Genomic DNA, 15,352 nt, shown 5'->3' with positions numbered 1-15,352 from the left:
CCTCTTGAATGTGCATATACCTCAGGCAACGAGCACACTTTTTGGCATACCCACGAGCGCCATCTTGTTCAATGCACGGATCATCGCCATAGCCTCACCGACCTGCGCATCATAGTCACGCAGCGTAAGGTACCAGCCGAACAGTTGTTTGACTCGGTACATCGCCGTTTCGGCCACCGACCGCCGGTTGTAAGCCGTGTTCCATGTACGAAGCAGGTCGGGTAATCGGTTATCCGCATCTTCCATGATCTCAGGTAACCGTCGCTGTAGCTGCTGAATGCCTCGGGGTACGACAATGCCAAATTCGGCCAATAACTCCCTAATTTGATTGGCTTGTGCGGTCCGCTGTTTGATGAAACTCTGACGACTCCGGTGAAGTGCCAACACGGCTTGCTGCTCAGAGGTTTTGACCTGCACGAACCGCATGTTGGGTCGAGTGACGGCTTCACAAATAGCTTCTGCGTCTACAGCATTGTGCTTATTGGTTTTAACATAGGGTTTGACGAACTGAGGGGCCATCAGTTTGACGTTATGGCCCATCGACATCAGTTTATTAGCCCAGAAATGAGCAGATGCACAGGCCTCCATACCGATCAAACAGGGTGGGATGTTGGCAAAAAAGGAGGTCATTTGTGCCCGCCTGAGTTGTTTGTTGAACAACTGTTTGCCGTGCACGTCAACCCCGTGGATCTGGAAAACTTCTTTTGCCAAATCGATGCCAATAGTTTTAACGTTCATGATGGCCGCTCCGTTCAATTAGTGACGATTTATCGTCCCACTGTGGTACAAGAGATGGGAGGCGACCATTCCATTAACAAAGCCCACCGACGGATAAAGAATCCCGCCAAGACAGTGGGTTCTTTCATTTTTCGACATTGGCAAAAGATGTCATCAGACAGACACCGAATATACTGAAAACTTTGTCACTGGATAAGCGCTGCACAAATTGCAGCGGCGATATTCAGATATGATATTCGTTTACTGAGTGTTTGTGGGGATCCTTCAGGGGTAACCATATATTTTTACGCTCTCGATCTGTAGTGACAGAAATTATGGGCACTCCGAATTACGCCTCTAATAGAATATTTCTGTTAAAAAAAATGCATGCAGCTTTAACCTATATTAGATGGCATACTCATGTAGTTGTGAGTCTAATCACAATTGTTAAAAAATGAGTACAGCTTGTATGTAATATTAACCATGTATGTATTATATGTACGATTTTTATTTTGTGTATCATTAATACATAGTGTACCGTATCATTGGTTACCCTACCGTCAGCCCCTCATTCACTGGAGCACAGCTGACACCGACAGACGTATCGAGGACGCCGCCGCCCTTATCTCCGTTGGCAACGCCACTCCGACTAACGAGCAGGTCTACTCACCTCCCCCCTAATAATGCCCGTGGTCTATTAAACTACCACTTGAAATCTACCGGTTGTAATAGTGAAATGCCGGCCCCCCTCTTGACATGATAAATCGTCAGGATGTTTCCCGGTATTTCATCTGTCTGCTCGCCCCTGCAACTATTATTTACCCCAAGATAAATAATTAATCTTTAAAAACTCCATCCAGCACACCAAATTTAAGATTATATTTCTTTATCTTATAATGTAACGATGTGCGTGATATGTGTAGATCACAGGCTGCTTGAGTGATGCTTCCGTTGGTTAAATTCAACGCATCCACAATCAATTGGCGCTCATATCTTTCAACCCGTTCTGTTAATCCAACCTCAGATAACGCCTCTTTTACTGGTAAAGGGGGCGGGATAAATGCAGGCATCAGCATTTCTTCTTCATAAACAATGTTTACTAGCGGCCCATCATTCTCCTGCAGTACCATGCTACGCACAATCACATTCTCCAACATGCGAACATTACCTGGCCAGCTGTTATTTTTTAATGTTAAAATAGCATGTTCACTGATGCCTTGAATATCGTAGTTAACAATGCTGCGGTGTTTATCAATAAAGAATCGTGCTAATAGTTCTATGTCACCAGGCCGTGAAGACAAAGTAGGTAATACGAGCATGCCGACGCTTAACCGGTAAAAAAGATCGGCACGCAATAAGTTTTTTTCGATTAAAACAGAGGGGGATTCATTCATGGCAGCAATGATTCTAACATCTGATTGGATCTGTTTATTCCCACCAATTTTCCAAAAGGATTTATCTTGTAAAAAACGCAGTAATTTGCTTTGCATTTCAATTGGCATCGCATTGAGCTCATCTAAAAAAAAGGTGCCTCCATCAGCAAGTTCAAGATATCCTTTGCTATTTTCTGCTCCAGTAAATGCTCCTTTTACTGTGCCAAATAGGGAGCTCTCAATCAGAGTTAAAGGCAATGCTCCACAGTTAAGTGCAATAAAGGGTTTGTCAGCACGTTTGCTACTACGATGGATTAAGCGAGCGAATAACTCTTTACCCGTTCCCGTATCACCAATCAGGACAACAGGTGTATCATTGGTTGCCAAGCGCTTTGCTTTATTAATCAGTTTTTTCATCTGGGGATCATCAGTAATGATATTATATCGACTTTCATCACTATGGCTATAAAGTAACTGATTTAACTCAACAACCTGCTCTTGTAAACGACGCACCGTGGACATATTCCGCCCAATCTCAATCACTCCCTCAATTTTCCCTTCAGCATCATACAATGGCACCGTAGTATGTTGGTAATCTACCGCTTGCCCTTTTGCATTGTAGTAGACCTGATAGTTGCCAATATATTCTGTGCCGTATTTTAATGCACACATGATGGAACTTTCTTCTTCTTTCAGCTTGGTATAAACCTCGAAGATATGTTTGCCTAGTGCCAGCTCCACGCTATACCCATCAATCTCAGCACTTTCTTGATTGTAATAAATGAACCTACCTTGTCGATTGATGATCGTGATGGGCTGATGGATCAAATCAAAAAAACGAGCAAACACTGAGATCATGTCTTGCAGAGAAGAGACTGTTGGCATCTTGGGGCTCCTGAATGCATCTTTAACTGAAGATAATGACGGATTTCCGTCAAATTATAGACTTTTTGTATGATTGTTAAAATATCACGCAGTAGATAATTTATTATCCACTTGATTTTTATGACATAAAATTATGGCATGAACATTGCAAGTATTGAAGTGTGACGGGATTAAATATTTTTATAAGGAACGAAAGCAGTACCGTTAAATTAAAGAATAAGTAAATTTAAACATTTTTATAACACCCGACAAGAGGTTTTTATGAAGAAATTATATGTTGCAGCTAGCGAAAAAACGCTGAATAGCTTTGAATCAACACGTAAAATTGTTGATGTTCATCAAACGGATTTTACTGATGTTGGTGCTGTGGTTGTTACGAGTGAAGATATTAAAAACGGGACGTTAGATTTAGTGGAACGTACGGGCTTCAGCATTCCTGTATTTGTCGTAGTAGCACAAAATGAAAAGTTACCCAGCGAGGTTCTTGGTAACAGCAATGTGCGTGGTGTGATTGATCTTAACGGTGTTACCACCGAGTTTTTTGGAAAGCAGATTGATGCAGCAGCCTATGAGTATGAAACAAATCTCTTGCCACCTTTCTTTTCAACGATGGCTTACTATGTTAACAAAGGTAATGTGTCATTATCTACGCCTGGGCATAATGGCGGACAATTTTTCCGCCAAAGCCCTGCTGGGCGGCGCTTTTTTGATTTCTTTGGTGAGACTCTGTTCCGTGCCGATATGGCAAGCTCAGAGGTTAAACTAGGTGATTTATTAATTCATGAAGGTGCTGCGTGTAAAGCACAGCAGCATGCAGCTAAAGTGTTTAATGCTGACAAAACTTATTTTATTTTAAATGGAACATCAGCTTCAAATAAGGTAGTGATGAATGCGCTGTTGACGCGTGGTGATTTGGTTTTGTTTGATCGCAATAATCACAAGTCTTGCCATCAAGGGGCTTTGCTACAGGCAGGTGCTACGCCGGTTTATTTAGAAACTTGCCGTAATCCATTTGGCTTTATTGGTGGTATCGATGCGAGCTGTTTTAAAGATGAGTATTTACGCGCTGAAATTAAAAAGGTTGCACCAGAGAAAGAAAATATCCAACGGCCTTTCAGGCTGGCGATAATTCAATTGGGAACTTATGATGGCTGTATTTATAATGCACGCCAGGTTATCGATAAAATTGGACACCTGTGTGATTATATATTATTTGATTCTGCTTGGGTAGGCTATGAGCAGTTTATTCCGATGATGAAAGATAGTTCCCCTATGCTTTTGGAATTAAATGAAAACGATCCGGGTATTTTTGTCACTCACTCGGTGCATAAACTGTTGGCGGGCTTATCACAAGCTTCACAAATTCATAAGAAAGATAAGCATATAAAAGGACAGGCGCGTTACTGTAATCATAAACATGTTAATAATGCATTTATGATCCATGCATCCACTAGCCCAAGCTATCCAATATTTGCCTCTTTAGATGTCAACGCCAAAATGCATGAAGGCAACAGTGGCCGAGTTATGTGGCTTGATGCGGTTAAGACGGGGATCGAAACGCGTAAGTTAATATTCAATACCTGTTCTATGATTAAACCCTTTGTGCCACCGATGATTGATGGTAAACCATGGCAAGAGAATGAAACGGGAGAGATGGCGCAGGATTTACGCTTCTTTAAATATGTCCCAGGTGAAAAATGGCACTCATACCAAGGTTTCGAGAACGATCAATACTTTGTTGACCCCTGTAAATTATTATTAACTACGCCAGGCATTGATGTAGAAACAGGGCGATACACTGATTTTGGTATTCCTGCCACCATTCTGTGCAACTACTTGCGTGAACATGGTATCACTCCTGAAAAAAGTGATTTAAATTCAATTCTCTTTTTGATTACGCCATCGTCAAATCTTCCCAAAATGCAACATCTGGTCACCTTGCTGGCTCGCTTTGAGGAATGTATTAAGCGTGATGTCGCTGTCAGTGAAGTCTTACCTTCTATCTACGCAGAAAATGAAGCGCGTTACCGCGGCTACACTATTCGTCAGCTTTGCCAGGAAATACATGATATTTATGTAAGTCATAATGTTAAAGATTTGCAGAAAAAACTGTTCCGCAAAGCAACTATGCCAGAAGTAGCGATGCTACCTCAGGATGCCAATGTTAAGTTTGTGCGCAATGAGGTTGAATTGGTACCACTAAAATCTATTAAAGGAAGAACTGCGGCTGAGGGGGCGCTGCCTTACCCTCCAGGTATTATCTGTATTGTCCCTGGCGAAGTGTGGGGGAATGCAGTATTGGAATACTTCCAAACTTGGGAGGAGGTTATTACGTTACTTCCTGGGTTTGCTCCTGAATTACAAGGGGTTTATTCTGAAGTAGATGATAATGGGAATAAGTGCCTATGTGCTTATGTTCTAAAAGAGAAGGCATCACTCAATAACGAAAGAAGCCAATTTAACACGCTGGGGGTTTTGTAAAAAACGATAGACTATACCGTTATAATGCTTTCTATTTTAATCATTTTTGTGACGGCTATTAGTTTTTTTCCATTATCAATATTAACTCTCATTAAGGAATAATAAAATGAGTGATGCAAAGAAAATGGGTGTAGTGCAGTTGACCATGCTTACAGCTATTAATATGATGGGGTCAGGGGTCATTCTATTGCCAGCAAAACTGGCAGAGATTGGCACTATATCTATTTTATCTTGGTTAGTAACGGCGCTCGGCTCCCTGGCTTTGGCTTATTGCTTTGCTCAATGTGGGATGCTGAGTCGTAAAAGTGGCGGCATGTTTGGCTACGCAGAATATCCATTAGGGATGTCAGGCCGATTTATGTCTAACTATACCTACTGCATTTCAATTCTAGTGTCGAATGTGGCTATCGCCATTACTGCGGTTGGCTATGCTGCTGAGTTTTTTGGTGTGGCATTAACGCCGTTAAATATCGTATTAGCGACGGTATTTATTCTCTGGGTAACCACGGTCGCTAATTTTGGTGGCTCAAGGTTCACCGGCCAGATTGGTGGTTTTACCATCTGGGGCGTGATTATTCCTGTTGTGGGGATATGTATAATTGGCTGGTTCTGGTTTAAGCCTGACACCTACCTTTCCGCATGGAACCCACATGACCTACCTGTTTTTAAAGCAATCAGTTCTTCTATTGCTATTACCTTATGGGCATTTTTGGGGCTGGAATCAGCATGTGCCAACTCAGATGCTGTTGATAATCCGACCCGAAATGTACCTATTGCCGTGTTAGGTGGTACGCTAAGTGCTGCGATTATCTATATTATTTCCACTAATGTTATCGCTGGAATTGTTCCTAATATGGACTTGGCCACGTCGACGGCACCGTTTGGCCTGGCTTTCAGTCAAATGTTTAACCCAACCGTCGGTAAAATCATTATGGCTTTAATGTGTTTTGCCTGTGTGGGATCATTACTTGGCTGGCAGTTCACTTTTGCTCAAGTGGTTAAATCGGGCTCTGAATCTGGTTTCTATCCGAAAATTTTCACTAAGATTACCAAGGCAGGCACACCGATTAAAGGTATGCTGATCTTGGTGCTAGCACAGACTGCTTTATCCTTTATGACTATCAGCCCGACGTTGAGTAAACAATTTGACGTATTACTCAACTTGGCCGTACTCACCAACGTTATTCCTTATGTATTATCCATGGCTGCATTGGTAATCATGCAAAAAATTTATGGTGTTAATAAACGTAGAGCACGTCGAGTTAATATCATTATGCTTATTGCAACAGGCTACACTTACTATGCTATTTATAACACTGGTGCGGAGGCGCTCACCTGGGGTGGCATAGCAACATTTATGGGGTGGACATTATATGGTTTAATTTCACCAAGATATGAAACCGCAAGAAATAAATTAGATGACACCATTTAACAAGTAAGCTTTGTATATTAAAGTCGCTGTAGATACTTCAATATTTACAGCGACTTTTCATAGTGAACGGTATTAGGCTGTGTCCCTCAATTACCTATTCGTCGTGAAAATAGCCGGATACAGCCCAGTTGAACCATCGCTATTACGACTAAAAGCCGGCTTTGCTGAATAAATAGGATTCAGATAACAGCCCCTCCTGTCAGTCATTTTCTCAGACAAATGAGCAGATGCACAGACCTCCATACCGATCAAACAGGGTGGGATGTTGGCAAAAAAGGAAGTCATTTGTGCCTGCCTGAGTTGTTTGTTGAACAACCGTTTGCCGTGCTCGTCAACCCCGTGGTTCTGGAAAACTTCTTTTGCCAAATCGATGCCAATAGTTTTAACGTTCATGATGGCCGCTCCGTTCAATTAGTGACGATTTATCGTCCCACTGTGGCACAAGAGATGGGAGGCGACCACTCCATTAACAAAGCCCATGTAAATCTGAGTGATAATGATATCCAGGCGTTGTTCATTACTGTCGAAGTTCACCTGGGCTTCAGGAAGCTTATTTTTCAGATCCATGCATAGGGCACCGCTAGACTGCTGTTTCAAAAAATCGGCGGGCAGTTTTTCGTAGTTGAACGCAATATTTTTAATAATGTCGCTGGTCAGGCAGGGATAGACCGATTTATCGGCCCGAGACTTGAATTCAATATCGGTATTGCTGATCAGTTGATCGTTGACATACAGCGCGGTTTTGTAAATTCCGGGCAACCCGGAGGCGCCTTCGGCGAAACGGCTAAGATCGACCGACTGTACGTCATCAACATTCAAAAAAGACGAGTCGAACTCCAGGCTCTTGGCACTGGTTTGCGGTGCATTTTCAGTTGCCGCATTGACGCCTCCCGCCACAAAAATCGATAGCGCCGCTACCGCCAAAGAGACGACCGGCACACGAATAGCGTAGCGCAAAAATTTTGACATCCCGCCCCCTCAAGAGCTTGATACCGGGTCAATCACTAAGACTTCAATATAAAAAATAGTGATAGATATTATTATGTTACTTTATTACAGCATCGAAAGCGTTGACCGCACCATAGTCATTAACAACACTTCCAGTGATTTTGTTGCCCCCATTTCCAGCCAGATTCAGCACCATGCTTGAGCGTGGTGCCACCATGGCGTTGTCGAGTTTTTTGCCATTGACTGACAGGTTCACAAAATTGACATAAAACGGCGTGGGGTTAGTTGCCTGTACTTTACCGCCTTGCGTATTCCAGGTGACGGTTTTATAAGCATCATTGGCATTGCCTTGCAGGCCCGCAGGGCGATAGAACAGCTTGATCCGAGTGCGGAAAGCCATTTGCAGACGGTTTTCGCTCGTTTTGGCTTCGCTCTTGGCCGGCACTTCCAGCACATTCAGCCAGAACACTGATTCCTTATCCATTGGCAAGCTTCCGCCAGCATAGCTGATACGCAGTGTCTGGCCTTTACCCTGCTCCACCCGGTTCATCGGTGGAGTCAGTACAAAGGGAACTTTGATAGCCGCAGGTTTGGCGTTGGGATCACCATTATCTATCCAGCTCTGCAGCAGTACCGGCGAGGGGCCGACATTATTGATTTTGACGCTGACTTCTTTGGCGTCCGACGGATAAATCACCCGTGTGCCGCTGAGTACCACGCTGGCGAGGCTACTGCTGCTGAATAGGGCAATCGCTGCAAAAGTGCCAACCTGACGCGCAATATTGAGAGGAAAAAGTTTCATAAAAACCCCCTGACCCAACGGAATGTAAGAAGGGGGACGATTCCCCCTTCGAAAACTGATTATTGATATTGAATAGAATAGACTACATTGCTGATCACGGTGCCAGCAGTAGTGGCTCCTTCAGCATAATAACGCACTGCATAAGGCAGAGTAGCGCTACCGCTGGTAACATCTTTATACGTGGTGTTGGTCACCTGGTTCGCGTTACCTGCCTGGATCACCGCCTGAGACGCACTGGACGCATCCAGCAGTTGCAGACTGACGTTGGACGCTGTACCGGTCAGGTTTTTCAGGCGACCAGTCACGGAATCTACCGAAGCACCCGCTTCAAAGAAGGCGGAGGCAGTCTGCAGTGTGCCTGAGCAGTTATTCAGTGCCATCACGAAACCTGTTTCACCGGCGGTTTGGGTCGCGCCGTTCAACTGGTTGGTGCCGACGGTTGGCAGCACGACAGTAGCGTCTGCAGTCTGGCCATCGACTACGACATCACAGGTGTTGGCGGTCAGTTCACCGTTGAAGGTGATGGTACCGGTAGAAGCAGCCTGAGCCAGACCCACTGAACCAAATACTGCAACCAGAGAAGCTACGATTGTTAAGTTTTTCATATTTATTCCTATTTACCTTGCGTCATTAAACTATTAGGTTACCCACGGAGGGTGGATATACTTTTGCAATACATAACTCTATAAATATGGCGAGCATATATCGGCAATCACACAGCATTTGAAATGCAGGACAATAACTGGCGCTATCAAATTAAATGAAGACAAGATACATTCACAAGATATCAATGAACGACAGTTCCTTGTTGAAAGCCATTTCAGCGAACCTTTATCCCTTACCTATCACGAACTATCCGTCTGGTACTGCATACTGCCTTGCTGTTGGAATAAATATTACCGTTGAATGCGGAATATTCTTAGTGAAGTAGTATAAAACGCAGGAAAAATCACTTATAGACATATTAATCAATAAGTTATATAAAATTCTTATATAAAAAAACGCATTTCTTAATTGTTCTAACCGCACTGAAACGCCATATAAGAAAAACAAGAAACCCATTGATATATAAAAGAAAGGTACAACACTAAGGGGTTTTGGCAGCGATACATCGATAGCTCCGCTTACCCGTAGGGTATTTCATTAATCAGTAATAGTTAATCGTAAACGTGACTTTGCCGTTCGCCTTGCCTGGCGAAGTCCCAGAAGCGGTTTGAATATAACGGGCAGCCAATGGAACACGAATTGTCGGACTACCGTCTTTTGGTAGCGTTACTGACTGCTCTGCCGCAAAGTTAAACAGCGTCGGCGTTTGGCTGCTATTTCCCCAACCGAGCTGTATCCCCACCCCCGATGCTGCACCGGGTACTGTAGAGTCAATAGCCATAATCCCATTGGCAGCATCAATCACTGAAGTTGTCGGGGTCAATCGCACGCCAATACTATTATTGGTTGAGTTGGCTACCTGCCCGGAGCCGATAGCATAGTCAAACATTAATGTACTGTTGGCGGCATTATAATAACCATAAAAGGTTGGGCAGTTGGTCATGGTGATCGAAGCATCAACCCACGGAGTGGTTGCCCCCTGCCTGGTAAAGTATTGCCGCGTATCGTAACTCCCCAGATTAACATTCACATCTGGCGTAGTGCAGGTCTGGGCCGATACCGTTAACTGCCCCTGAAACTTGATAATGTACGCTTTAATGGGAAGCCCGGTTGTCGCCGGATAACTTATCGGATTCACAACCGAGAGTGCGGCAGTTGGCAATGTGGTCGCATTGAGGGTGTAACTACCCGGTGTAATAGCGCCAATTTTGATCAACGTTGCATAGATCGTTCTGTTAGACAGAAAAGGTTTATAGGATCCCCCTGTCACCAGGCTGTTCACATCCGCCGGAAACTGATAGTTAGGTTTGCCTAATATGGCTGCATCACCATTATTATTGCGGGAGATGGCAATTCCTACCCCTGGGATACTGGTCTGATAGACAGCGCCACCGAAAGGACTACCCGCCCAGTTGGCGAGGGGAAGGGGTGCCTGCTCAACTGTCCACGCAATGTTAAGCCACATTGAGGTATCCGTCGGCGAGTCACAGGACATCACCGAGAGGCCGGTAGCACCACTCACCCATCGGCCCTGATAAATCACCGTTCCGACTGGAAGATCACTCCCCGCCGAGATCGCTGCAGGAGACAGAGTCACATTATCGGTACGTGGGGAGCCATTCATCGGTGAACAGACTACCGCAGCCCAGGCACTATTGCTGGCAGACATGAGCAAAAGCCCCCCTATCGTACCCTGTATTATCCCCTTCATTTTTACCTCTGGCGCTTAAGGCGCACCACGTTTGTCATTTGCGATGTCAGAACCCGATGCCAAGCCAGTTTAAGACCACCATATTCGCTGCACGTCGTGGCTTTCAAGCTGACATTAACGAAACCCGTCACGTTGAGTAAGCAGGCAAGATAAAGCCTTTTGAATGCGACAGAACCGTCAAAAGTGCCAATCTGACGGGCCATATTGTGAGAAAAAGCTTCATCAAACCTCCTGGCCCAACGGGAGTTAAAAAGGGATGAGTCCCCTTCAACAACTCACTATTGATACTGATTAGAATAGACTACATTGCTGATCACGGTGCCGGCAGCAGTGACTCCTTCAGCATAAGGTAGGTTTCAAACCTTCCCATATAGCTGCGATCCTCCAATATGCAGCACTCGGTTTTATGCAACCGATTCTTAGTCTGCGCTATTTTTGAAGTGCCTAAAGCCCATAAATCAGATCACCAATGTTGACTTAGCTGCCCAAATACTCCCTTATATTGCAGCTTTGTCGTCTCCTACCGGGAGACCAAGATTATCCAATAGCCAACTTGCTACGTTGGTGAACTAGCTGTGTTTAAAGGAATAAATATCAATGTCTTTGATTGAAATAGCTGCGAGTAGCACTTACGCCGCTTCAGTATGGATGGCTGCCCGTAATAATGTTCATACTTGGTGGATAGGCATTATTGGTTGCCTACTCTACGGGTGGGTATTTTTCTCTGTTCAGCTCTATGCCGATGTCACTCTTCAGCTATTTTTCATTGCCAGTAGCATCGCAGGTTGGGTGAACTGGCTAACTGGCAATCAAGGTAAGGCAATCCATATCCGTAAAACCCCAGGGTGGTTGCTTGGCGGTTTTGCCCTGGCAGCCTTGCTGGTATCCTCTTGTTATGCCTATGTGCTTCACACTTATACCAACGCCTGGTCTCCCTGGCTCGACTCCTTGATCATGACATTCAGTATCATGGCGCAGTTTATGCTGATGGGGAGAAGGATCGAGAACTGGTATGTGTGGTTGCTGGTAAATACTATTGCGGTACCGCTTTACGCTTCACGTGAGCTTTACATCACGGCGATCCTCTATCTCATCTTCTGGTGTAATGCCTGGTACGGCCTTTATCAATGGCGTCAGGAGCTGAAAGCAAGATGAAACGCTTTGCTACTGGGCTGATCGTTGGCAAGTTTGCACCATTACATCATGGCCATGAAATACTGATTAACACCGCACTTGATGCATGCGAGAAGCTGGTCATTATCAGTTATTCCTTACCTGAACTCCCCGGCTTCGGCCCTGCTAGACGGCAGGCCTATCTACAGACCCGTTTTCCACAAGCACACATTTTGGTGATAGAACCCGAGGACGCTTTAGCTTGGGGCATTGGCCTGATGCCCCATAATGAAGGCGATGACGATTCACACCGCCATTTCGTCGCGTCATTGTGCCTACAGTACCTAAACATAATTCCTGAAGCCGTATTCACTGCCGAAGATTATGGCTCTGGATTCGCTCAGGTGCTTAGCAAACGTTTTCAACGGCAGGTTTCACATGTACGTCTGATGCGCGAGCTAGGGCCCGGAGCCGTGTCGGGAACACTGATTCGATCAGAAATCCATCAATATCGACACCTGATGGCACCTGAAGTGTACGCCCATTTTGTTCACCGTATCTGTATCCTGGGCGGGGAATCTACGGGCAAGAGTACCTTGAGTATCGCATTAGCTACTGCACTGGACACTGTGTCGATCTGTGAGTATGGCCGCGAACGATGGGAACAAAGAAAGGGACATCTGATTTTCGAAGACATGCTGCATATTGCACATACCCAGACCTTATGGGAGATGACTGCATGCCCAAATCGCTATTTAGTTTGTGATACTTCACCGCTGACAACGTTATTTTACTCGTTGGCCATGTTTGGTAGTGCAGACCCTGCATTGGAGGAGTTAGCCTGCCGACATTACGACACAGTCGTGCTTTGTGCTGACGATTTCGCTTTCCATCAGGATGGCACACGCCAGGATGAGTCATTCCGTCAACGACAACAGCAATGGTATATCGAAGAGTTGACCAGACGTGGCATTCCCTTTTTATACGTTACTGGCAGTGTGACACAGCGAGTAGAGCAGATACTTGATCATCTTTCTCCCTCTAAGGTTTCGATTATTTGAACACAGAATGTTACTACAAGGACACTGCTAGCTGGATAATCACGATAGTATAAAAATCTGCTTTATTTTTTCGTTTACGCTGCACATCTCTGACTTCCTAAGCGTCCTTCAGTTCGATGGTTTAGCCCGCCTCGTCGGGGACACAAAGAACGGGAGCCATCAGGCTCCCGATATTCAATAGTGAATTTTTGATTTATTGGAAATTTAGCATGAAACCAGCTGCAGCCTGATAATCACCCGCTTGAATATTTCCCGGCACACCATCGCCCTGGAGGTAAACCGTAAAAGGAAGTATGTTGTTACCATTCTGGAGCGAAAAATTTTTGCTGGGCTTTCCCAGTTCAAGCACATTTCCTGCCCCGTCGGTCAATGCAACACTGGCACCGCTAGCCGTACCTGTAATGCCAAGACGACCGTCCTTTCCTTCCGCGCCAACGAAAGTAACGGTTACACTATTACCGTCAGAAACTTCACAATCTTCCAATCGAATATTGAAATGTTGCGGAACCGACTTTCCAGATCCATTGTTTTCAAGCAGTACGGCATCGGCCACCTGCCCTAACGTAACCGTCTGGTCAATGGACTCAGGTGCTATAGCGCAAGATGTTTGCGTCTTAATAATGCTGCCTGACACGGTCATTCTTCCACTACCTTCGGCCATCGTTGCCGAGCTAAAAGCAATAGTTGTTAAGAATAGTACAGCTAACAAGTTTTTAAATCTCATGATAAATCCCATTATTGAAAAATAACAGCACCGAATGTGCATGGCTATAATCGCACTTTACGGAATAATTGAAATTCGTTTGCATTGTGCCAGTGACAGGCAAAATTATTTAATCTATTCATACTTCGTGTACTTTTTGGGGCATTTTTTCTCACAGACTACACTCGCAATAGTTCGCATTTTTCAGGGATGGATGTAGTCGCTAACGGTCCGTAACTATTTATTGTTGAAATAAGGTTTAGGCCAATTGAACTCAGGATGTAAAAAAGCCAGCATTAATGCTGGCTAAGTTAGATTAACTATAGGGGTATCGTTTAAAGGCAGCCTTTTATACCGGAAATTAATATTTTTTTACTGCCCCAAATTCTATCCCCGTTATGGTAAAAAACGACTTTGCTTTTACCATCAGCTGAAGGTGAAACATCAACTATTTCTGTATAATTAAGAGTATATAGTGTTATCATATCGCCAGTATTTCGCTGACTGACACCAGCTGCGGTAAGCCCCATGTGAACATCACTGTTTTGCCAAGCATTTTTTATACATGCCGCCGTAATTTCCGTATTCATAGATGAGGTGTATTCACTATCCATCCCGTTATACGCCCTTCCGGATTCAACGTTGGCAATGAAACAACCAGATAAAGCGACAGGAAGGATGAGGGCAATCCATTTATAAACTTTCATTTTTCCTCACATTAGCAAGTATTTATTTGCAGCGGATTTAAAATTATTTAATTCTTGAGCGGCATCATTATTGATAGATATTTTTTGCATAAAGGTGACCCAGTCTGCATATGTATCTATAAGTGCTGCTTTTTCCTGTTCACTCATTGGCACTGACTTTAACTGTTGGAATTGTTGTTCTGAAAATTTAATAGCATTTTCGCGCGTTGTTAATGTACATGCGTGTACTTCTTCTATGTACGCTTGATCTGCTTTAGCTTGAGCGGTTTTTAGCTTTTTTTCCCCTATATCATTGAATAAACTAGCTAGAGAGGCCATTTGTTGCAAGTTGTTGATGAAGTCAGATTTACCAACCGTATCACGCTTCACATTTTCAGTTATATTAGGGCATTCAAACCTATGAAGATCCCAACCTTTACCTGTTACATCATATGTGCAACCTGATAAAAGAAGCGTTCCTAAAAGAATAAAAGTTAAACTTACTTTCCTCACATCCTCGTCTCCATACCTAACATTTTGTAACATCCTAATGCCAATAGAACGCAAAAGAAAGTGAGAAAAACAGCAATCTGAACTAGCTAGTCATCTTTGTGATGAATAGAGCAATTCCCCAGAGGTAGCGCGCCGCGTTGGCGGTCTTTGCCGTACTGATGCCAACGTTGTTTGCGTAGTGGTTACCAGGAATTTGTTAATCATCTCGACAATAACTTTCAAAACCGAGGCGCTAATCTCCTTGAATGAGATTTTAGCGGTTGATTATTAGGCATGAAAAAGCTCATCTTTTGCACAGTCTTGCGGAGGGTTTTTGAGGGT

At 44.1% G+C, this 15,352-nt stretch carries 12 protein-coding genes and 2 pseudogenes; 4 read left to right on the top strand and 10 right to left on the bottom strand.

The window, feature by feature from the left end; genetic code table 11:
- Positions 1–207: 207 nt before the first annotated feature.
- Positions 208–738, bottom strand: a pseudogene (locus tag ACKWMY_RS27090) (IS110 family transposase); the annotation flags it as partial.
- An 815-nt stretch (positions 739–1,553) separates the two neighbouring features.
- Positions 1,554–2,975, bottom strand: a complete 1,422-nt coding sequence (locus tag ACKWMY_RS27085) for a sigma-54 interaction domain-containing protein (protein WP_409487401.1) — start codon at positions 2,973–2,975, stop codon at positions 1,554–1,556.
- A 261-nt stretch (positions 2,976–3,236) separates the two neighbouring features.
- On the opposite strand from ACKWMY_RS27085, the gene ACKWMY_RS27080 reads away from it, so the two are divergent.
- Both ACKWMY_RS27080 and potE read left to right on the top strand, forming a co-directional pair.
- The gene (locus ACKWMY_RS27080; RefSeq protein WP_409487400.1) at positions 3,237–5,456 is read left to right on the top strand and encodes an ornithine decarboxylase; all 2,220 of its coding nucleotides are present in this window, start codon (positions 3,237–3,239) and stop codon (positions 5,454–5,456) included.
- A gap of 106 nt (positions 5,457–5,562) precedes the next feature.
- Positions 5,563–6,888, top strand: coding sequence for a putrescine-ornithine antiporter (potE, locus tag ACKWMY_RS27075; RefSeq protein WP_409487399.1), 1,326 nt, complete (start codon positions 5,563–5,565; stop codon positions 6,886–6,888).
- Positions 6,889–7,107: 219 nt separating this feature from the next.
- Here potE and ACKWMY_RS27070 read toward each other — a convergent pair.
- From ACKWMY_RS27070 to ACKWMY_RS27050, 5 genes and pseudogenes are all read right to left on the bottom strand, one after another.
- Positions 7,108–7,281 (bottom strand): annotated as a pseudogene (locus ACKWMY_RS27070) (IS110 family transposase); the annotation flags it as partial.
- An 18-nt stretch (positions 7,282–7,299) separates the two neighbouring features.
- Positions 7,300–7,857 (bottom strand): FimD/PapC N-terminal domain-containing protein, encoded by a 558-nt coding sequence (locus ACKWMY_RS27065; RefSeq protein WP_409487398.1) that lies wholly within the window; start codon positions 7,855–7,857, stop codon positions 7,300–7,302.
- Between the two features lie 76 nt (positions 7,858–7,933).
- Positions 7,934–8,638 (bottom strand): fimbria/pilus periplasmic chaperone, encoded by a 705-nt coding sequence (locus tag ACKWMY_RS27060; RefSeq protein WP_024529956.1) that lies wholly within the window; start codon positions 8,636–8,638, stop codon positions 7,934–7,936.
- A gap of 59 nt (positions 8,639–8,697) precedes the next feature.
- The gene (locus ACKWMY_RS27055) at positions 8,698–9,243 is read right to left on the bottom strand and encodes a fimbrial protein (RefSeq protein ID WP_024529955.1); all 546 of its coding nucleotides are present in this window, start codon (positions 9,241–9,243) and stop codon (positions 8,698–8,700) included.
- Positions 9,244–9,785: 542 nt separating this feature from the next.
- Positions 9,786–10,913 (bottom strand): fimbrial protein, encoded by a 1,128-nt coding sequence (locus ACKWMY_RS27050; RefSeq protein WP_309047911.1) that lies wholly within the window; start codon positions 10,911–10,913, stop codon positions 9,786–9,788.
- 639 nt (positions 10,914–11,552) lie between these two features.
- Here ACKWMY_RS27050 and pnuC point away from each other — a divergent pair.
- Complete coding sequence (gene pnuC, locus ACKWMY_RS27045) at positions 11,553–12,110, top strand: nicotinamide riboside transporter PnuC (protein WP_074030920.1); 558 nt, start codon at positions 11,553–11,555, stop codon at positions 12,108–12,110.
- Positions 12,107–13,129, top strand: a complete 1,023-nt coding sequence (locus tag ACKWMY_RS27040) for an AAA family ATPase (RefSeq protein WP_409487397.1) — start codon at positions 12,107–12,109, stop codon at positions 13,127–13,129. The genes pnuC and ACKWMY_RS27040 overlap by 4 nt, the downstream gene beginning before the upstream one ends.
- Before the next feature lie 193 nt (positions 13,130–13,322).
- Here ACKWMY_RS27040 and ACKWMY_RS27035 read toward each other — a convergent pair whose 3' ends face one another.
- The 3 genes from ACKWMY_RS27035 to ACKWMY_RS27025 form a co-directional block, all read right to left on the bottom strand.
- On the bottom strand, positions 13,323–13,853 hold the full coding sequence (locus ACKWMY_RS27035; RefSeq protein WP_409487396.1) for a fimbrial protein: 531 nt from the start codon (positions 13,851–13,853) through the stop codon (positions 13,323–13,325).
- Between the two features lie 314 nt (positions 13,854–14,167).
- Complete coding sequence (locus tag ACKWMY_RS27030) at positions 14,168–14,539, bottom strand: hypothetical protein (RefSeq protein WP_098931417.1); 372 nt, start codon at positions 14,537–14,539, stop codon at positions 14,168–14,170.
- A gap of 6 nt (positions 14,540–14,545) precedes the next feature.
- The gene (locus ACKWMY_RS27025; RefSeq protein WP_409487395.1) at positions 14,546–15,031 is read right to left on the bottom strand and encodes a hypothetical protein; all 486 of its coding nucleotides are present in this window, start codon (positions 15,029–15,031) and stop codon (positions 14,546–14,548) included.
- Positions 15,032–15,352 lie beyond the last annotated feature (321 nt).

The organism is Serratia sp. J2 (genome assembly GCF_046269175.1).
GTDB classification, from domain to species: Bacteria; Pseudomonadota; Gammaproteobacteria; order Enterobacterales; family Enterobacteriaceae; genus Chania; species Chania fonticola_C.
Note: the sequence above shows the minus strand (reverse complement) of the source record. Positions and strands in the feature narration are given on the sequence as shown.